Annotated in this window: 17 protein-coding genes; 5 read left to right on the plus strand and 12 right to left on the minus strand. The window is 77.4% G+C overall.

Features of this window, described 5'->3' with window-relative positions:
- Nucleotides 1-34: 34 nt before the first annotated feature.
- From RDI86_RS11685 to RDI86_RS11710, 6 genes are all read right to left on the minus strand, one after another.
- Complete coding sequence (locus RDI86_RS11685) at nt 35-1,678, minus strand: trypsin-like peptidase domain-containing protein (RefSeq protein ID WP_163188876.1); 1,644 nt, start codon at nt 1,676-1,678, stop codon at nt 35-37.
- A gap of 94 nt (nt 1,679-1,772) precedes the next feature.
- Nucleotides 1,773-3,659 carry a 2-succinyl-5-enolpyruvyl-6-hydroxy-3-cyclohexene-1-carboxylic-acid synthase gene (gene menD, locus RDI86_RS11690; RefSeq protein WP_308821450.1) on the minus strand — a complete coding sequence of 629 codons (1,887 nt, stop codon included), beginning with the start codon at nt 3,657-3,659 and terminating at the stop codon, nt 1,773-1,775.
- Nucleotides 3,656-4,654, minus strand: coding sequence for an o-succinylbenzoate synthase (locus tag RDI86_RS11695; protein WP_076403205.1), 999 nt, complete (start codon nt 4,652-4,654; stop codon nt 3,656-3,658). Before RDI86_RS11695 ends, menD begins: the two co-directional genes overlap by 4 nt.
- Before the next feature lie 77 nt (nt 4,655-4,731).
- Nucleotides 4,732-5,451: a DUF1345 domain-containing protein gene (locus tag RDI86_RS11700; protein ID WP_051028631.1), complete on the minus strand. Its 720-nt coding sequence runs from the start codon at nt 5,449-5,451 to the stop codon at nt 4,732-4,734.
- 32 nt (nt 5,452-5,483) lie between these two features.
- Entirely contained in the window at nt 5,484-6,095 is a 612-nt protein-coding gene (locus tag RDI86_RS11705) for a TetR/AcrR family transcriptional regulator (RefSeq protein WP_061269140.1), read from the minus strand.
- A gap of 32 nt (nt 6,096-6,127) precedes the next feature.
- Entirely contained in the window at nt 6,128-7,609 is a 1,482-nt protein-coding gene (locus RDI86_RS11710; protein WP_308821451.1) for a PLP-dependent aminotransferase family protein, read from the minus strand.
- Between the two features lie 66 nt (nt 7,610-7,675).
- Here RDI86_RS11710 and RDI86_RS11715 point away from each other — a divergent pair, with 66 nt between their 5' ends.
- On the plus strand, nt 7,676-8,605 hold the full coding sequence (locus tag RDI86_RS11715; RefSeq protein ID WP_082774789.1) for a DMT family transporter: 930 nt from the start codon (nt 7,676-7,678) through the stop codon (nt 8,603-8,605).
- A 23-nt stretch (nt 8,606-8,628) separates the two neighbouring features.
- The gene (locus tag RDI86_RS11720; protein ID WP_308821482.1) at nt 8,629-9,636 is read left to right on the plus strand and encodes a 1,4-dihydroxy-2-naphthoyl-CoA synthase; all 1,008 of its coding nucleotides are present in this window, start codon (nt 8,629-8,631) and stop codon (nt 9,634-9,636) included.
- Nucleotides 9,637-9,646: 10 nt separating this feature from the next.
- Here the strand turns inward: RDI86_RS11720 and RDI86_RS11725 are convergent, their stop codons facing one another.
- Both RDI86_RS11725 and RDI86_RS11730 read right to left on the minus strand, forming a co-directional pair.
- On the minus strand, nt 9,647-9,904 hold the full coding sequence (locus tag RDI86_RS11725) for a hypothetical protein (protein ID WP_034655574.1): 258 nt from the start codon (nt 9,902-9,904) through the stop codon (nt 9,647-9,649).
- Between the two features lie 131 nt (nt 9,905-10,035).
- A complete protein-coding gene (locus RDI86_RS11730) occupies nt 10,036-11,106 on the minus strand; it encodes a DUF3048 domain-containing protein (protein ID WP_076403219.1) in 1,071 nt (356 codons plus the stop codon).
- Nucleotides 11,107-11,201: 95 nt separating this feature from the next.
- Here RDI86_RS11730 and RDI86_RS11735 point away from each other — a divergent pair, with 95 nt between their 5' ends.
- Entirely contained in the window at nt 11,202-12,488 is a 1,287-nt protein-coding gene (locus RDI86_RS11735; protein WP_308821452.1) for an AMP-binding protein, read from the plus strand.
- 80 nt (nt 12,489-12,568) lie between these two features.
- The gene (locus RDI86_RS11740) at nt 12,569-13,438 is read left to right on the plus strand and encodes a 1,4-dihydroxy-2-naphthoate polyprenyltransferase (protein ID WP_043660717.1); all 870 of its coding nucleotides are present in this window, start codon (nt 12,569-12,571) and stop codon (nt 13,436-13,438) included.
- A 91-nt stretch (nt 13,439-13,529) separates the two neighbouring features.
- Here RDI86_RS11740 and RDI86_RS11745 read toward each other — a convergent pair whose 3' ends face one another.
- Nucleotides 13,530-13,904, minus strand: a complete 375-nt coding sequence (locus RDI86_RS11745) for a DUF4229 domain-containing protein (RefSeq protein WP_206158445.1) — start codon at nt 13,902-13,904, stop codon at nt 13,530-13,532.
- A 31-nt stretch (nt 13,905-13,935) separates the two neighbouring features.
- Between RDI86_RS11745 and RDI86_RS11750 the strand changes: the two genes are divergently transcribed.
- Nucleotides 13,936-14,529, plus strand: a complete 594-nt coding sequence (locus RDI86_RS11750; RefSeq protein WP_308821453.1) for a PLD nuclease N-terminal domain-containing protein — start codon at nt 13,936-13,938, stop codon at nt 14,527-14,529.
- Nucleotides 14,530-14,606: 77 nt separating this feature from the next.
- Here RDI86_RS11750 and ccsB read toward each other — a convergent pair whose 3' ends face one another.
- Genes ccsB through RDI86_RS11765 form a run of 3 tightly spaced genes read right to left on the minus strand, consistent with a single transcriptional unit; the run spans nt 14,607 to nt 18,374 of the window.
- Complete coding sequence (gene ccsB, locus RDI86_RS11755) at nt 14,607-15,641, minus strand: c-type cytochrome biogenesis protein CcsB (protein WP_061269144.1); 1,035 nt, start codon at nt 15,639-15,641, stop codon at nt 14,607-14,609.
- Nucleotides 15,638-17,578: a cytochrome c biogenesis protein ResB gene (locus tag RDI86_RS11760; RefSeq protein ID WP_308821454.1), complete on the minus strand. Its 1,941-nt coding sequence runs from the start codon at nt 17,576-17,578 to the stop codon at nt 15,638-15,640. The genes ccsB and RDI86_RS11760 overlap by 4 nt, the downstream gene beginning before the upstream one ends.
- A 1-nt stretch (nt 17,579) precedes the next feature.
- On the minus strand, nt 17,580-18,374 hold the full coding sequence (locus tag RDI86_RS11765; RefSeq protein WP_031316924.1) for a cytochrome c biogenesis protein CcdA: 795 nt from the start codon (nt 18,372-18,374) through the stop codon (nt 17,580-17,582).
- Nucleotides 18,375-18,377: the final 3 nt, after the last annotated feature.

Genomic DNA, 18,377 nt, shown 5'->3' on the forward strand with positions numbered 1-18,377 from the left:
CAGAGGAGGTGGCGGGACGGGGTGCGGGGCCGGGTCAGCCCTGGCCGCCGAAGAACCAGTCGAACGGGTTCGGGACGTTGCCCGGGTCGGTCGGGTCGCCCTGCTGACCCTGGTCGCCCTGCTGGCCGCCCTGGTCACCCTGGCCGGGGAGCTGCCCCTGGCCGTCCTGGCCCGGCGTCTGCCCCTGGCCGCCCTGCGACCCCTGGCCGGTGGTCTCGTCGTCCGCCGGGCGCGTCGCGAGGGTGACGTCGAGCTCGAGCGTCTTGCCGTCGCGGACGACGGTGAGCTTCGACTCGGCGCCCGCGGCCCGCTCGCGCACGAACGCCGTGAGCGACTCCGCCCCGCCGACCGGGTGGCCGTCGATGGCGACGATGACGTCGCCCGAGCGGATGCCCGCGTCGGCGGCCGGCGAGCCGTCGGTGACCTCCTGGACCTCGGCGCCGCGGCGCGTCACGCCGTCGGCCGTCGCGGTCGCGTCGGCGAGCGTCACGCCGAGGAACGCGTGCTCCGCGGTCCCGTTGTCGACGAGCTGCTGACCGATCGTCTTGGCGAGGTTCACCGGGATGGCGAACCCGAGGCCGATCGAGCCGGACTGGCCACCGCCGCTCGACAGCGTCGCGATCGACGACGTGATGCCGATGACACGGCCCTGCGCGTCGAACAGCGGGCCGCCGGAGTTGCCCGGGTTGATCGCGGCGTCGATCTGGATCGCGTTCGTGACGACGGACGTGCCGCCGCCCTCGCCGGACGCGGACACCGGGCGGTCGACGGCCGACACGATGCCGGTCGTGGCCGTGTTCGCGAGGCCGAGCGGGTTGCCGACCGCGAGGACCGACTCGCCGACGGTCACGTCGTCGGAGTCGCCGAGCGTCGCGGGCTGGAGGTCGTCGGGGGCGTCGACAAGCTGCACGACGGCGAGGTCCGTCGCCGGGTCGAGCCCGACGATCTTCGCGTCGAACAGGCGGCCGTCGCTGAGCGTGACCTGGACCGTGTCGTTCTCGGCGCCGGACACCACGTGGTTGTTCGTCACCACGTGGCCCTTGTCGTCGATGATGACGCCGGAGCCCTCGGCCCCGCCCTGCGGGGTCTGGACCTGGATCGCCACGACCGACGGCGCGACGGCCTTGGTCACGGCCTCCCAGTCGGGGTTCTGCGACGACGAGTCGGCGACGGGCGCGGCCGACGTCTCGTGCTGCTGGCCGACGTCGGCGAGCGACGCGGAGTCCTGGTCGGCGCCGAACGCGCCGGTGAGGCCGGCGGTGCCGACGCTCGCGAGGAGCGCCGCGGCGGCCGCGGCGCTGACGACCGGCACCCAGGTGCGGCGGCGCTGCGGGGCGCCGCTCTCCCCGGCGGTGGCCGGGGCCGGCGGTGCGGGCGGCGGGCCGAAGCTGCCGGACGGCGTGTGCGCGCCGGGCGCGCCCTGCGCGGGTCGCGCGTACGGGTTCGCCGGCGGCGTGGCGGGCGTGTGCCCCGCGGGTGCGGTGGCGTGGCCCGTCGGGGCGGGCTGCGGCGTCGTGAGGTGCTGCACGGGGTGCGGCGGGAGCGGCTGCGTCGGGTGGCCGGTCGGGTGCGCCGACGGCTGGGCCGGTGCCTGCTCGCCCGCGGTCGCGGCCGGCAGCGGCTGCGTGGCGTCGGGCGTCGGGACGGGGGTGGGCTCGGTGCCCGGGGTGTTCGTCATGGTGGGCCTCCTTCTTCTGCCCACTACTTCACACCGCCGCGCTTGAACGACGCTTGAACGAACCTGGGAGTCCGCTGCGAGTTTTTCCGCGCCCCTAGCCGCCCGAGGACAGCCCCGCGCGCACCGCCGCCCGGACGTCGTCCGCCAGGACCAGGCCCTCGCGACGGCGATCCGCGCGCCCGACGCGCACCTCGAGGACCTGGACGCCGTGGCTCGGCGCCGCGAGCGCGTGCCGCAACGAGGGGACGTCCTGGACGAGCTGGTGGTCCACCCCGTACCCCGCGCACAGCGGCGCGAGGTGCGCGCCGTGCGGCGTCGCGAAGACGCGCTCGAACGTGCGGTGCGCGCCCTCGGACGACTCCCCCAGCGCCCCGGGCTCGAGCCCCGCGAAGATCGCGCCGCCGTCGTCGTTCACGACGACGAGCTGGAGGTCCGCGTGCGGCTCGTCGGGTCCGCGCAGCAGCCCGCCGACGTCGTGGAGGAAGGTGAGATCGCCGAGCAGCGCGCGGGTGCGCCGGTGGCCACGACCCGTCGCGAGGGCCGCGCCGAGCGCCGTCGACACGGTGCCGTCGATGCCCGCGAGGCCGCGGTTGGCGAGCACGCGCGGGCCGGGCCCGTCGAGGCCGAGCACGAGGCCCAGGTCGCGCACCGGGCTCGACGAGCCGACCACGAGCAGGTCGTCCGGGCCGCCCGCCGCGGCGACCGCGCGCGCGACGCTCGGGCCGTCCGTCCGGGCCCCGTCGGTCGCCGCCTTGATGACGGCCGCCGCCGCGGCCGACGCCGCCCGCCACCGCTCGGCCCAGGCCGTGGCGGGCGCGGGCTCGAGCCACCCCGCGGGCACCACGGGGAGCACCGTCGAGGCGTTGCGCGCGGCGTCGGCCCAGGGGCGCGAGCCCGGTGCCACGACGGTCACCGCGACGTCCCCGCGCCCGAGCAGCCGCTGCACCGGCCGCGAGAGCGTCGGCCGCCCCAGCACGACGACGTGCTCCACGCCGTCCACGAGCGCGTCGACCCCGAGCACGAGCGGGTGCGCGACGACGAGGCGCCGGCCGCCCGCCGCCCCGGACGACGGCTCGGCGAGCAACGGCCAGCCGCGCGCCTCGGCGAGGTCGCGCGCGACGGGGCCCGCGCCGTCGCCCGCGACGACGACCGTCCGCTCGCCGGGGACCGGCATCTCGATGGGGCCGACGGGGGTGCCGAGCGGCTCCGTGACGTCGCCCGGCGCGACGCCTGTCGGCACGGCCGCGGGGGCGGCCGGCACGACGACGACCGGGCGGACACCGGGAAGGTCCGGGTCGGGCGCGGTGGGCGCGGTGGGCCCACCGAGCGCGACGTCGGGAGGAGTGCCGGGCAGGCCGACGGGCACGAGCGGCTCGCGGTACGCGAGGTCGAGGTGCACCGGGCCGGGGTGCCCCGAGCGCGCGCCCACGGCCTCGGCGAGCGCGCGCGCCGTGACGGCGAGGAGGTCACGGACCTCGCCCGGGCGTCCGTCGGGTGCCGGGACGTCCGCCGCGAACCGCGTCGCGGGGCCGAAGATCCCGGCCTGGTGGGTCGTCTGGTTCGCGCCCGTGCCGCGCAGCTCGTGCGGCCGGTCGGCGGTGAGGAGCACGAGCGGGACGCCCGTGTGGTGCGCCTCGAGGACCGCGGGGTGCAGGTTCGCGACGGCCGTCCCCGACGTCGTGACGACCGCGACGGCCCGGGGCAGCGCGACGCCGCCGCGCACGAGCGGGCCCGCGCCGCGCGAGAGCCCGACGGCGAGGAACCCGGCCGCGCGCTCGTCGACGCGCACGTGCAGCGTGAGGTGGCCGAGGTCGGCCGCCGCCGCGAGCGCGTACGCGAGCGGCGCGCTGCGCGAGCCGGGGGCGAGCACGACGTCCGCGACGCCCTCGAGCGCGAGGCGGTGCACGAGCGCGAACGCGCTGCGCACCGCGGGCGGCTGCGCGTCCAGGCCGTCCAGCAGCGGGTCGAGGGCGGCGCTCATCGCGCACCCCCGGTGGCCACGAGGCCGGCGACGCGCTCGAGGCGCGCGCGCCACCGTCGGTCGGTCTCCGGGTCCGGCGCGGTCGCGGCGAGCGCCTCCGCGCTCGGTGCGGGACGCGTCACGAGCAGGGCCCCGTCGGCGGGCACGAGCGGCGCGGGCACGACGTCGGCGGCGAACAGGTTCACGGTCGCGAGGCCGCACGCGTACGGCAGCGCGGGGAGCGCGGCGGCGAGCGCGACGCCCGCGGCGATGCCGACCGACGACTCGAGCGCCGACGACACGACGACGGGCAGCCGCACCTGCTCGGCGAGGTCGAGGCACGCGCGCACGCCGCCGAGCGGCTGCACCTTGAGCACCACGACGTCGGCCGCGTCCGCGCGCACGACGGCGAGCGGGTCCTCGGCGCGCCGGATCGACTCGTCGGCGGCGACGGGCACGGCGGTGTCGCCGCGCTGGCCGCGCCGCACGGCCGCGAGACCGGCCACGTCGGGGCACGGCTGCTCGACGTACTCGAGCCCGCCCGCCGCGCGGTCGAGGTGCGGGAGGCGGCGCAGCGCCTCCTCGGGGTCCCAGGCGCCGTTCGCGTCGACGCGCACCCGACCGCCCGGTCCGAGCGCGTCGCGCACGGCCTCGAGGCGCGCGACCTCGGCGTCGAGGGGTTCGAGCGTGCCGTCGGGCCCACGCTGCGCGACCTTGACCTTGGCGGTGCGGCACCCGCCGGACGCGGCGACGAGCTCCCGGGCGCGGTCGGGCTCGACCGCCGGGACGGTCACGTTCACGGGGACCCGGTCGCGGACGGGGGCGGGCCAGCCGTCGTCGGCCGCCTCGTGCGCGGCGCGCAGCCAGGAGGCGGACTCGGCGTCGTCGTAGTCCCAGAAGGGCGAGAACTCGCCCCAGCCGGCGTCTCCGCGCAGGAGGACGCCGTCGCGCGCGTCGAGCCCGCGGAACCGGGTGGTGAGTCGGGTGCGGTAGACGACGGCGCGGGAGTCGGGCACCCGCCCAGGCTATGCCACGCGTCGTCGTCGGCCCGCGGCGCGGGCGCGGCCGCGGGCGCAGGCGCGGCGGTCGGCCCTCACGCGTTGACGAGCACCACGACGACGAGCGCGACGATCACGGCGTTGAACGCGAACGCGACGACGGCGTGGGTCGTGACCATCCGGCGCGTGACGGAGTCGAGCACCGTGACGTCCGCGGTCGAGAAGGTCGTGCTCACGCCCGCCGCGAGGTACACGTAGTCGGCGTAGGCGCGCGGTCCCTCGCCGGGGAAAGCGAACCCGAGGCCGTCGCCGGCCGCGACGTCGCGGCGGGCGTAGTGCACGGTGTGGGACACGAGGACCGCGACCCACGACACGACGATGACCGCGACGCCGAGCACGGTCAGCGCGGGGGCCGCGGCCCACGCGACGCCCTGGGCCAGGGCGAACCCGACGAGCAGCGCCATGACCGCGAACTGGACGGACCACGCCGTCGACCCGCCGCCGAGGAGCAGCGTGCGGACGCGGCCGCGCCCGTCGGGGTGCGCGCGCAGCAGGGCCCGCTCGAGCTCGGGGCCGCGGCGCCCGGCGAACGCGACGCACGTCAGCGTGCAGGAGAGCCCGGCGAGCACGACCCACACGAGGAGGCCCGCCGCCACGGGGACGGTCCGGTCGTCGAGGCCGAGCGGGCCCTCCGCGAGGAGCACGACGACCGGACCGGTCACGAGCGCGACGACGGTCGAGACGAGGGTCCGCGTGGTCTCGGGGACGAGACGGTCGCGCAGGGCGGGTCGGGCGGTGGACGGGCGTCGGGTCATGGGCCGCGAGGCTACCCGGCGGCGGCGCGGACTCAGCGCGGTCCGGGTGCCACGAGCTCGCCGACGAGGCGGACCGCGAGCGCGCGCGCGTCACGGCCCTCGCTCAGCGCGCTCACGGCGGCGCCGTCGACGACCGCGACGAGGAGCGACGCCGCGACGTGGCCGAGGCCTCGCACGGCGAGGAGCTGCGCGACGGCGTCGTCCAGCCCCTGCCGGCCCTTCCCGTAGGCCCGGGCGAGCGCCGGGTAGCGGCCCGCGCCGACGAGGTGCTCGTAGAAGCCCCGCAGCTCGCTCTCCCCGCCGGGCGGCAGGACCGCGTCGACGAGGACGCGCGCGTCCTCCCGGGCCCGGTCCCCGCCACGCGCCGCGCGCTCCGCGGCACCGTGCGCGTGCTCCGCCCACCCGGTGACGATGAGCTCGCCGGCCGCCCCCATGAGGTCGTCGAGGCCGGTGAAGTAGTAGGTGGTGGCGGCGAGCGGTACGTCGGCGCGCGTCGCGACGGCCCGGTGGGTCACCGCCGCGGGGCCGTCCTGGAGGATGAGGTCCGCGGCGGCGCGGACGATCGCGTCCCGGCGCGCGACACCGCGCGCCTGGCGCCGCGGTCCGGGTCGTCGGTCGGCGGTCTCGGTCGGCGTCGTCCCCACCCGCACACCGTAGGGCACCGGCCGGGCGCTCGTCAGGCGGGCAGGCGTCCCGCGCCCGCCGCCCGCAGCGCGTCGACGACGCGCGCGACGTCGGGCTCGCGCACGCGCGCCGTGCCGACGACCACGCCGTGCTCGGTCGGCTCGACGCGCTCGACGCCCGTCCCGCTCAGGGGCTCGACGGGGACGCCCGCCGCGCGCAGCCCGTCGACCGCCGCGTCCTCGGCCGCCGGGCCGGGGAGCGGGACGACGAGGTGGAGACCCGCCGCGACGCCCCCGACCGTGACGCCGGGCAGGGCCTCGCCGAGCGCGGCGAGCAGCGCGCGGCGCCGCCGCTGGTAGACGACCCGGGCCCGGCGCAGGTGCCGCTGGTACGCGCCGGAGCCGAGGAGCGCCGCGAGCGCCGCCTGCTCGGGGACGGACGTGCCGAGGTCGGCGTGGCGCTTGGCCTCGACGAGCGGCCCGACGACGCGCGGCGGCGCGACGACCCAGCCGAGCCGCAGCGCGGGCGACAGGAGCTTGGAGACGGAGCCGAGCAGCACGACCCGCTCGGGGTCCAGGGGCTGCACCGACGCGACGGGCCGACGGTCGTAGCGCAGCTCGGCGTCGTAGTCGTCCTCGAGCACGAGGCGGTCCCCCGCGGCGGCCCACGCGAGCAGCGCACGACGGCGGGCCGGCGCGAGCACGACGCCGAGCGGGAACTGGTGCGCGGGCGTCACGAGCGCGGCGCGCGCGTCCTCGGGGAGCAGGTCGGTCCGGAGCCCGTCGGCGTCGACGGGCACGCCCGCGGGCCGGGTCCCCGCGTCGCGCAGGAGCTCGAGCGCGCCCCGCGACGACGGGTCCTCGACGGCGACCGTGACGGGCTCTGCCCCTGCCCCTGCCCCTGGCCCTGACCCCGGCGCGGGCGCCACCCGGCCCGCGGCGAGCAGCCGCGCGAGCAGCGCGAGCGCCTGGGCGACGCCGCTCACCACGACGACGTCGTGCGCGGTCACGTGCGCGCCACGGCTGCGGCGCAGGTGCTCCGCGAGCGCCTCGCGCAGCGCGGGCAGCCCCTGGGGGTCCGGGTAGCCGAGGTCGGCGTCCGCGAGCCCGCGGACGCCGTCGCGGACCGCGCGCGCCCACGCCGCCCGGGGGAACAGCGCCGGGTCCGGGGTCCCGACGCTCACGGGCCGGGGGCCCGCCGTGCCGTGCCGGGTGCTCCCGGTCCCCGGGCTCCGTGCGGGCGGCGCCCCCCGGGGGGACGGCGCCGCGGGGAGCGCTGCGACGACGACGCCCGACCGCGGCCGGGAAACGAGCAGCCCCTCGCCGACGAGCACGTCGACCGCCGTCGTCACCGTGCCGCGCGAGAGCCCGAGCGCGACGGCCGCGTCCCGGCCCGACGGCAGGACCGTGCCCGCCGCGACCCGTCCCTCGACGACGGCCGCGCGCAGGCCGTCCTGGAGCCAGCGGCCGACGTCGCGCGCGGGGCGCGGGCCGAGCACGAGCAGCAGGGCCTCGGGCGCGAGCCGGGTCGTCATCTGGCCCAGTGAACCAGGCACGACCTGGCCCTGCACCCTGGTCCACGACGCTCCTACCGTCGAGGCATGACACCCGCACCCGAGCGTCCCGGCAGCCTGCGGACCGGCGACCTGCGCTGCGCCGCGGGCATGGCGATCGTCGGCTCGTCGTTCGTCGCGTCCGCGGCCCTCGCCGGGTTCCCGGTGCTGGGCGGCCAGGCCGCGCGCTACGCCGTCGCCGCGCTCGTCCTGCTCGCCGTCCTCGCCGTGCGCCGGGTCCCCTGGGTGCTCCCCTCGCCCCGCGCGCTCGGGCGCCTGACCGCGCTCGCGGCCACGGGGCTCGTCGGCTTCAGCGTCCTCGTCGTCGAGAGCGCGGGCCGCGCCGACCCGTCGCTCGTCGGGGCCGTCGTGGGCGCCTCGCCCGTCGTCCTCGCGGCCGCGGGCGCGCTGCGGGCCCGACGGCTCGCGGTCCGCACCCTCGCGGCCGCCGTCGTCGTGACCGCCGGGGTCGTGGTCGTCGAGGGCGGCGGCGCGGGCGACCCCGTCGGCGTCGCGCTCGCGCTCGGCGCGCTCGCGTGCGAGGTGTGCTTCTCGCTCCTCGCCGTCCCCCTCCTGCCGACGCTCGGCGCGCTGCGCGTCTCCGCCTACGCGTGCGTCCTCGCCGTGCCGCAGCTCGCCGTGCTCGGGCTCGTGCGGCAGCAGGTGTCGGGGAGCCCCTTCCTCGCGGTGCCCGACGGCGCCGAGCTCGCCGCGCTCGCGTACCTCGCCGTCGTCGTCACGGCCGTCGCGTTCCTCCTCTGGTACTCCGGGCTCGCGACGATCGGGCCCGCGCGCGCCGGGCTGTTCGCGGGCCTGCTGCCCGTGGCAGCGCTCGTCGCGTCGGTCGTGCTCGGGTTCGAGGAGCCGACCGCGCGGTCGGTCGTCGGGACGCTCGTCGTGGGAGCGGGGCTCGTGCTCGGCCTCGCCCCGGCGCGCGCACGCCGCCCGCTCGCCCACCGGCTACCGTGGCGGGCGTGAGCAGCACCGACCCCACCCCCGCCGTGCCCGACGACGCGAGGCGCGCCCCCGCCGGCCGGGAGCACGCGCTCCCCCGCCAGGTCTCCGAGACGTTCGACCCCCGCGCCTGGCGCGAGGTCGACGGCTTCGAGGCGCTCACCGACCTCACCTACCACCGCGGCGTCGAGCGCGACGCCGACGGCGCCGTCGTGCGGGACCTGCCCGTGGTCCGCGTCGCGTTCGACCGGCCCGAGGTGCGCAACGCGTTCCGGCCCCACACCGTGGACGAGCTGTACCGCGTCCTCGACCACGCGCGCATGACGTCCGACGTCGGGACCGTGCTCCTCACGGGCAACGGGCCCTCGCCCAAGGACGGCGGGTGGGCGTTCTGCTCGGGCGGCGACCAGCGCATCCGCGGGCGCTCCGGCTACCAGTACACGACCGCGCCCGACGGCGGCGGGGACGTGCACACGCGCGACGCCGTCGACCCGGGCCGCGCGGGGCGCCTGCACATCCTCGAGGTGCAGCGCCTCATCCGGACCATGCCGAAGGTCGTGGTCGCGGTCGTCAACGGCTGGGCCGCGGGCGGCGGGCACTCGCTGCACGTCGTCGCGGACCTGTCGATCGCGAGCCGCGAGCACGCGCGGTTCAAGCAGACCGACGCGAACGTCGGGTCGTTCGACGGGGGCTACGGCTCGGCGTACCTCGCGCGGCAGGTGGGCCAGAAGCGCGCGCGGGAGATCTTCTTCCTCGCGCGGGAGTACTCCGCGCAGGACGCGTTCGAGTGGGGCGCGGTCAACGAGGTCGCGGACCACGCGGACCTGGAGGCGCTCGCGATCGAGTACGCGCGCGTGATCGCGACGAAGTCGCCGCAGGCGATCCGGATGCTGAAGTTCGCGTTCAACCTCGCGGACGACGGGCTCATGGGGCAGCAGGTCTTCGCGGGCGAGGCGACGCGGCTGGCGTACATGACGGACGAGGCCGTCGAGGGGCGCGACGCGTTCCTCGAGCGGCGCGACCCGGACTGGGGACGCTTCGGCTACGCGTTCTGACCGCCGCGGCTCAGGAGCCGCCGACGAGGCTCGTCAGCATCTCGAGGAGGCCGCGGCCGACGAACGCCGCCGCGACGGCGAGGCCGAACAGGAGCCCGACCGAGACGACGACCGGGACGGCCGATCGGGCGGCGCCCGGCTCGTCGTCGCGCGACGTGCGCGGCGCGTACGACGGCGGCAGCGAGGTGGGGGCCGGGCGCTGCGGGGTGCCCTCCGACGGGGTGCGGGGCTGGGACGGGTGGACGGGGTGCGGGACGACGGTTGCCATGACTCCACGGTGCCGCCCGGGACCCCTGCCGCGCGTCGGCCCCGCGGCTCGACCTGCGCGGCGGACGGTCCCCCTCGGGGCGGAGCGGACGTACGCCGTGGGGAGGACGCCGTCCGCCCGACGGCGGAGGGTCAGCCCACCGTCCAGCTCCCGGACCCCGTGGGCACGAGCTCGATCCACGACGTGCCCGGCTCGAGCTCGACGGGTGCCCCGTCGGCGCCGCTGAGCACGAGCGGGGCCTCGACGCCCTCCTTGGACCACGTCACCGCGACCTGCTTGCCGCCGCTCGCGACGACACCCTTGCCCGTCCCGACGAGCTGCGTCTCGGGGACCGCCACCCCCGCCGGGTCCTTGAACCGCGTGTCCACCATCGTCGCGGCGAGCAGCACGACGTTCGTCGCCGACAGCCGCACCTCGTCCGCGGAGACGGCCGGGCGGTCGCCCTCGCTGCGCACGTAGCGGCCCTCGCCGCCGTCCCACTCCCACACCGCGCGGCTCGCGTGCGTGAGACGCACGTCGAGCCGGGTCGCCGCGTCGCCCGCGACCGTCGCGGTCGCCGTCCCGGGCTCGCGGGCGAACACGAGCTGCGCGGGCGGCGGGGACGTGCGGTCGCCGTCGGCCTGGGCCCAGAACGCCTCCGGGCTGCCGTACACGTTGTGCGGGGCGCGCCGCGCGCGCGTGGTCGTGAAGCCGTCGTCGCCCTCGTCCATGACGACCGACTGGACGCCCGCGGCACCCAAGGCGTCGATGAACGGCTGCTGCCCGCCGGTGTACGCGAGGACGCCGTGCAGCGGCGCGACGATCGCCGGGTCCATGGGCCGCACCGAGCGGACGGGGCCCACGCTCTCGGGCACCTGCGAGTGGTAGACGGCGACGAAGCGCGTGATGCCGCCCTCGACGACCTCCTCCCACACGACGTCGGCCTGCTCGAGCCCCGTCTGCGGGCGCGCCTGGGGCGCGTTCTCGATCTTCACCGCGAGCGCCGGCCGGTCCGCGACCTCGTCGGCCGCGACGCCCGTGAGCGGCCACACGAGGGGGACGTCCGGCGTCGGGGGCACCTCCTTGGTGCCCGACACGTCGGGCTCGACCGTCGTGGTGCTCGGCGCCGTCGGCTCGCCCGCGCACCCGGCGAGCGCGACCACCGCCGCCACCACGACCGCGGCGAGCGCGCTCCCCCGGACTCCTCGTCCCGTCCTCGTCACCCTCGACCTCCCGACGGCCCGGGGCCCCTGCCCGTGCCGGCACCACGACGGACCTGTGTCCTCGGCCACGGTACGACCCGACCTAGGCTGATCCGGTGAACCGCGCCGTCGTCCCCGCCGATCTGGACGCCCTCGTCGCGGCGGTCGGGGCCGCGCTCGACGGCGACGGCCCGCCCGTCGCGCCCGTCCCGCTGCTCCCCCGCCCCCAGGGCTCCGGGCCGACCTCGGGCGACGTGCCCGCGGGCACCGCGCTCGTGCTGCGCACGTCGGGCTCGACGGGCGCGCCCCGGGAGGTGCTGCTCGGCGCCGACGCCCTGCGCGCGTCGGGCGCCGCGACGCACGAGCGGCTGGGCGGCCCGGGACACTGGCTCCTCACGCTGCCCCCGACGCACGTCGCGGGGGTGCAGGTCGTCGCGCGGGCCCACGCCGCGGGACGGGGCCTCACGGTCGCGCCCGCGGGCGAGCCCTTCACCCCCGGCGGGTTCGCGGCGCTCGTCGCGCGCGCCCCGCGCGGCGAGCGGCGGTACGTCTCGCTCGTCCCGACCCAGCTCCATCGCCTCGTCGAGGCGGCCGACGCCGGGTCCGCCGACGGCACCGCGGGCCTCGACGCGCTCCGCTCGCTCGACGCCGTGCTCCTCGGCGGTGCCGCCACGCCGCCCGCGCTGCTGCGCCGCGCGCGGTCCGCAGGAGCGCGCGTCGTCACCACGTACGGCATGACGGAGACGTGCGGCGGCTGCGTGTACGACGGCGTCCCCCTCCCGGGCGCGCGCGTCCGGCTGGTCCCGGCGGGCGACGCCGAGGGCGAGGGGGCGGGCGTCGTCGAGCTCTCCGGCCCGTTCCTCGCGCACGGCTACCTCGGGGAGCAGGACGGGACCGCGGCCGCGTTCCGCACCGACGACGACGGCACGCGCTGGTTCCGCACGAGCGACCTCGGGCGGCTCGACGGCCCCGCGGACGCGCCGGTGCTCACCGTCCTCGGCCGCGCGGACGACGTGATCGTCTCGGGCGGCGTGAACGTCGCCCCGGCGGCTGTCGAGGCCGTGGTCGGCGAGGTCGGGGGCGTCGGGGAGGCGTGCGTCGTCGGGGTGCCGCACCCCGAGTGGGGCCAGGAGGTCGTCGCGGTCGTCACGCTGGCGGGCGCGCAGCGCGAAGACGGTGCCGCGTCGGGCACGGCGGGCACGGCGGGCGCCGGGGGCGTGACGAGCGCCCCGCCCGAGCTCGTCGCCGCCGTGCGGGGCCGCGTCGCGGATAGGCTGGAGCGGGCGGCCGCACCCCGCCGCGTGCTCGTCGTCCCGGACCTCCCCCGGCGCGGGCCCGGCAAGGTGGACCGCGCCGCGGTGGCCCGGATCGCCGTCGGGCACGGGCGCACCCTTCCCGGCTGAGCCGGCCGGACCACCCCGGGCACGACCGAGCAGCACGACCCGAGACGCACGACCGAGACGCACGACCGAGACGGAGCACCATGGCCAGCACCACCCAGTGGGTCGCGGGCGCACGCCCGCGCACCCTCCCTGCCGCCGCGACGCCCGTCATCGTGGGTTCCGGCGCCGCGGCCCAGGTGGACGGGTTCGCGTTCTGGCCCGCGCTGCTCGCCCTCGGGGTCGCGCTCGCGCTCCAGGTCGGCGTGAACTACGCCAACGACTACTCGGACGGCGTGCGCGGCACCGACCTCGACCGTGTCGGCCCGCTGCGGCTCACCGCGTCCGGGCTCGCGCGGCCCGCGCAGGTGCGCGCCGCGGCGTTCGCCGCGTTCGGTGTCGCGGGCGTCCTGGGGCTCGTCCTCTGCGCGGTCACGGGCCACTGGTGGCTCCTGGCGGTCGGCGCCGTCGCGATCCTCGCCGCCTGGTACTACACGGGCGGGCGCAACCCCTACGGCTACCGCGGCCTCGGCGAGGTCGGGGTGTTCGTGTTCTTCGGCCTCGTCGCGACGCTCGGCACCACGTACACGCAGGCCGGGGTGGTCACGTGGCCGTCCGCGGTCGGCGCGGTCGCCGTCGGGCTGCTCGCGTGCGCGATCCTCATGGTCAACAACATCCGCGACATCCCGACCGACGTCGTCGCGGGCAAGCGCACGCTCGCGGTGCGGCTCGGCGACTTCCGGGCGCGCCGCGCCTACGTCGCGATGATCTGGGTGCCGCTCCTGCTGGCGGTGGTGTGCGCGTTCGCGTCGCCGTGGGCGCTCGGCACGCTCGTGCTCCTGCTGCCCGCCGCGCTCCTCACCGTCCCGGTGGTCGCGGGTGCGCGCGGTCCGCTGCTCGTCCCGGTGCTCGCGGGCACCGGCCTGTTCGAGCTCGGCTACGGCGTCCTGCTGGGGGTCGGGCTGGCGCTCTGAGCGCGGGCCCGCTCGGGGTCGGCGGGCTCTGCCCCGGCGGGGTCTGCGCGGGGGCGGGCCCGGCCGGGCCGGCTCCGGCGCCCCCGGTCGGTCAGCGCGCCGGGGAGGCGCCCGGGCGGCCGGTCGCGTCGGCCTCGGCCTGGGGGCTGGACGTCCTGTCCACCGCGGCGGGGTCCGCGGACCCGGCGGCAGCCGCGGCGCCGTCGACGGCCGCGTCCTCGGCCGCCGCGTCGTCCTCGATCTCCCGGGAGAACCGCTCGCCCGTGCGGGCGCGGTGCTCGGCACGGGCGGCGAGGTAGCGCGAGGCCGCCTCGCGGGGCTTGCTCAGCGTCAGGTACGACAGCATGAGCGCGACGGCGGCCGCGACGAGCACGAGCAGCCAGCCGCGCAGGCCGGCGAACCAGAGGGCGCCGAGCGCCACCGCGAAGAGGAGCAGACGCAGGACGGAGTAGACGACGACAGGCACGACTCCAGGGTACGGCCCGTAGGCTGGAGCCATGCTCCGCGTCCTGCTCCCGCTGCTCGCCGTCGGTCTCGCCGTCTACGCGCTCGTCGACCTCGCCTCGAGCGACGAGGACGAGCGCGGCGGCATCCCCAAGGGGCTGTGGGTCGTGCTCATCATCCTCCTGCCGTTCCTCGGCCCCATCGCGTGGATCCTCGTCAAGCGCTCGGCGTCGCGGTCCGGCGCGCGCTCCCGCCCCGGCGGCCGCCCCGGCCCCGGCTCGGCCGCCGGGGGCGCGCGGCGTCGTCGCAACGCGCCCGTCGCGCCCGACGACGACCCGGAGTTCCTCTGGCGGCTGGAGCAGCAGCAGCGCCGCCAGGCACGCGACGACTCCCCGGCGCCCGCCGACGACGCTCCGGCCACGGACGCGACGCCCGGGGACGAGCGCACCGACGACGGCGACGCGCGCCGCCCCGGGCGCGAGCAACCCCTCGGAGGACGGCGACGACGCGACGCGCTGAGGCGTCTGGCGCGACCTGAGGGCTCCCGCCACGACGAGGCTCGCACCACCGGGTCCGCGACACCACGCGCCTCGCACCACCCCGCCCGCAGCACCACGAAGGCTCGCGCCACCCCGCCCTCGGCATGACACAAGGGGGCCGCCGTCCGGATCGGACGGCGGCCCCCTTCGTCGTGCGGCGCCGTGGTGTGCTGCGCGGCGGTCGGTCAGTCGCCCGGGTTGAGGCCGGAGTACGAGTGCTTGCCGTTGAACAGCAGGTTGACGCCGGTGAAGTTGAAGAGCACGCACGCGTAGCCGACGATCACGAAGTACGCCGCACGACGTCCGGACCACCCGCGGGTCGTGCGCGCGTGCAGGTAGGCCGCGTAGACGATCCAGACGACGAAGCTCCAGACCTCCTTGGGGTCCCAGCCCCAGTAGCGTCCCCACGCGTGCTCGGCCCAGATCGCCCCGCCGATGATCGTGAACGTCCACAGCACGAACGCGACCGCGTTGAGCCGGAAGCTCAGCGCCTCGAGCTGGAGCGCGCCCGGCGTGGAGTCGAGCCAGCGCCACCCGCGGGCCCCGAGGAACGCGTTGCCCGAGTCGCGCGAGTCGCGCAGCAGCTGGAGCACCGAGGTGACGAACGCGACGGTGAAGATGCCCGTCGCGATGATCGCGACCCCGACGTGGATGACGAGCCAGTAGGACTGGAGCGCCGGCTGCACGCCCGTCGCGACGACGAAGAACGCGTTCTGGGCGAGCACGAGGAACAGGACCGACAGCCCCGTGACGAACGAGCCCAGGAAGCGCACGTCGCGCTTGAGGGAGACGGCGAGAAACGCCGCGAGCGCGACGAACGTGCCCACGAGCGTGAACTCGTACATGTTGGCCCAGGGGGTGCGCCCGGCCGCGATGCCGCGCGTGACGATCGCGACGAGCAGCAGCGCGGTACCGAGCCACGTCAGCGAGACGCCGATGTTCGCGGCCTTGCGCGACGGCGACGCGGCGTCCGCCGGGTCCGCCTCGACGGCGCCCGTCGTGCCGGGCCCGTACGGGGAGGCCGACGAGGCGCCCGCGGCGGCGAGCACCTCGGCGCGGTCCGCGGTGCGCTCGCGCGCGTCGTCGGCCCGGGCGTCGGCGCGTTCGAGGTCCGCGCGGCCCGCGAGGCGCGCGAGGTCGATCGCGAACGCGACGAGCGCGACGGTCAGCGCGGTCGCTGCGGCCCAGACGAGGTCCTGGCTCAGCTCGGCGAGGGTCATCGGTCAGCCTTTCGTGCGCGGTCGCGCGAGGTCGGGTCCTGTGCGGGACGCCCGGTGGGGCGGGTGCCGTCCGCCGGGGCACGCCCCGGCGACGAGGTGAGGTCGCCCTCGTCCGATGGTGCCACGCCCGGGAGCGCGGCGAGAAGCGAGTCGACCTCGCCCTGCAGCCCGGCGTCGTCGCCCCGGGCGAGCCCCGCGACGGCGACGACGGTCCGCTCGCGCGGGGCGTCGTCGTCGCCCGTGCCGGGCACCTCCTCGCGCCACGCCCGCACCCAGACGCGGCGGCGGGGCGTGAAGAGCGAGACGGCGAGGCCCAGCAGGGCGCCGAGCGAGAAGACGAGCACCCACGTCAGCGACGGGTCGTGCCGCAGGTCGAGGGCCACGTAGCGCGGCAGGGAGTCGAACGTGATGGTGCCGAGCCCGTCGGGGAGGTCGACGGTCTCGCCGGGCGCGACGAGGATCTTCACGCGCTCGCCGTCCTCGTCGACCGACGGCGTGAGGTCGTCGGTGTCGAGGCGGTAGACGTTCTGGGGCAGGCCCTCGTCGAGGCCCAGGTCACCCCGGTACACCTCGAGCACGAGGAGCGGGTTGATGGGCTGCGGGTAGATCGAGGCTGCCGTCTCGCCGTCCTCGCTGATCTCGGCCGTCGGCAGGAAGTACCCGACGAGCCCGATCTGGTCGAGGCCGTCCGACACGTCGGGCACCTTGATGACGCCGCGCGACGTGTACATCGTGTCCTCCGGGAGGAACGGCACGCGGCCCGAGAACGCGGTCTCGCCGTCGGCGTCGCGCACCGTGACCTCGGGCGCGAACCCGTTGCCCTGGAGGTAGATCTTCGCGCCGCCCGCGGTGAGCGGGTGGTTGACCTTGATGGTCTCCTCGTGGCGGGCGCCGTCGGGGTCGCGCACCGTGACGAACGCCGTGAAGTCGCGCGACTGGGCGAACGCGGCGGCGTCGGCCGCGAACTCCGACTCGAACGCGTCGAGCGTCATGGAGAACGGGACGAGCGACGACGGGCGGAACCAGGCCCCGTTCTCGAACGTGTCGTAGTCGACGACCGCGTTCGCGAACCCGCGGCCCTCGGTGACGATCGCCTGGCCGCGGTAGTGCAGGAGCTGGCCGGTCGCGACCGCGACGAGCAGCCCGACGAGCGACAGGTGGAACAGCAGGTTCCCGCTCTCGCGCAGGTACCCGCGCTCCGCGGAGACCGTCCGCGCGGCGGGCCGCGCGGCGGCGCGTCCGCGGGCGGGCGTCGCGTCCTCGGCGCCGGTGTCGACGCGGAAGGTCGGGAGCCAGGCCAGGCGTCCGCGCAGGTGCGTGCTCGCCGCCTCGACGACCTCGTCGGGCGTCGCGTCCGTGACGGCCCGGCCCTGCGCGGGGAACCGGTCGAAGCGGCGGGGCGTGCGGGGCGGTCGGGAGCGGAGCGCCTGCAGGTGCGCCTTGGTGCGCGGCAGGATGCACCCGACGAGCGAGACGAACAGCAGGATGTAGATCGCCGAGAACCACACCGACGCGTAGACGTCGAAGAAGCCGAGACGGTCGAGCCACTCCCCCGTCGTGGGGTTCTCCTGGAGGTAGCGCAGCACCGCCGCCGGGTCCTGCGGGCGCTGCGGCAGGACCGAGCCGGGCACCGCGGCGACCGCGAGCAGCATGAGGAGCATGAGCGCGACCCGCATGCTCGTGAGCTGGCGCCACGTCCAGCGCAGCGCACCGCGCCACCCGAGCGACGGGAGCGCCGGGCCGCCGTCACCTCCCGCGCCGCCCTTCCCGCCCGACGGCGTCCGCTCCCCCGGGCCGTCGCCCGCGGAGAACGCGTCGTCGATGCCCTCGGGGCGGTAGCCCGTCCGCACGGTCGTGCGGGCCTCCTCGGCCTTCTCGGCCTGCTCGACCTGCTCGGCCTGCTCGCTGTTCCCGGGCTCCCCGGTCCGCCGGCTCATCTCACACCACCGTCACGTATCCGCCGATCCAGCCCTGCAGCGACGTCGTCCACGTCGTCCACAGGCCCGTGACCAGCGCCAGACCGATGAGCACCAGCAGCCCGCCGCCGATCCGCATGATCGCGAGACGGTGCCGGCGCAGGAACCCGAGCATGCGCTGCGAGCTCTGCAGCCCCAGCGCGATGAGGAGGAAGGGCACGCCCAGCCCGAGGCAGTACGCGACGCCGAGGATCGCGCCGCGCCCCGCCGACGCCTCGCTGAGCGACAGCGCCTGGACGGCGACGAGCGTCGGGCCGAGGCACGGGGTCCACCCGAGCCCGAACACGATGCCGAGCAGCGGCGCCCCCCACAGCCCGGCCTGCGGGCTCACGTGCAGGCGCCGCTCGCGCTGGAGGAAGGGCAGCGCGCCGAGGAACGCGAAGCCCATGAGGATGACGACCACGCCGAGCACGCGCGTGATGACGTCCTCCCAGCGGACCAGGTGCACGCCGATCGCGCCCGCGGCGAACATGAGCGCCACGAACACGAGCGTGAACCCGGCGACGAACAGCCCGACGCCCGCGAGCACGCGGCCCCGGCTCGGTGCCGCGACCCGGGTGGCCGTCGTCGTGCCCCCGGACGCCGTGCCCCCGTCGCCGGTGGTGGCGGCGGCCATGCCCGAGACGTAGCCGACGTACCCCGGCACCAGCGGCAGCACGCACGGGGACGCGAACGAGACGAGGCCCGCGATGACCGCGACGGGCACCGCGAGCAGCATCGAGCCGCTCCACACGGTCGTCGCGAAGGTGTCGCCGATGCT

This window comes from Cellulosimicrobium sp. XJ-DQ-B-000, assembly GCF_031119065.1.
GTDB lineage: Bacteria > Actinomycetota > Actinomycetes > Actinomycetales > Cellulomonadaceae > Cellulosimicrobium > Cellulosimicrobium funkei.

What these genes read in the sequence shown, in the direction of transcription:
- RDI86_RS11685 (WP_163188876.1), bottom strand. Translation starts at nt 1,678, where the DNA reads ATGACGAACACCCCGGGCACCGAGCCCACCCCCGTCCCGACGCCCGAC.
- menD (WP_308821450.1), bottom strand. Translation starts at nt 3,659, where the DNA reads ATGAGCGCCGCCCTCGACCCGCTGCTGGACGGCCTGGACGCGCAGCCG.
- RDI86_RS11700 (WP_051028631.1), bottom strand. Translation starts at nt 5,451, where the DNA reads ATGACCCGACGCCCGTCCACCGCCCGACCCGCCCTGCGCGACCGTCTC.
- RDI86_RS11710 (WP_308821451.1), bottom strand. Translation starts at nt 7,609, where the DNA reads ATGACGACCCGGCTCGCGCCCGAGGCCCTGCTGCTCGTGCTCGGCCCG.
- RDI86_RS11715 (WP_082774789.1), top strand. Translation starts at nt 7,676, where the DNA reads ATGACACCCGCACCCGAGCGTCCCGGCAGCCTGCGGACCGGCGACCTG.
- RDI86_RS11725 (WP_034655574.1), bottom strand. Translation starts at nt 9,904, where the DNA reads ATGGCAACCGTCGTCCCGCACCCCGTCCACCCGTCCCAGCCCCGCACC.
- RDI86_RS11740 (WP_043660717.1), top strand. Translation starts at nt 12,569, where the DNA reads ATGGCCAGCACCACCCAGTGGGTCGCGGGCGCACGCCCGCGCACCCTC.
- RDI86_RS11750 (WP_308821453.1), top strand. Translation starts at nt 13,936, where the DNA reads ATGCTCCGCGTCCTGCTCCCGCTGCTCGCCGTCGGTCTCGCCGTCTAC.
- ccsB (WP_061269144.1), bottom strand. Translation starts at nt 15,641, where the DNA reads ATGACCCTCGCCGAGCTGAGCCAGGACCTCGTCTGGGCCGCAGCGACC.
- RDI86_RS11760 (WP_308821454.1), bottom strand. Translation starts at nt 17,578, where the DNA reads ATGAGCCGGCGGACCGGGGAGCCCGGGAACAGCGAGCAGGCCGAGCAG.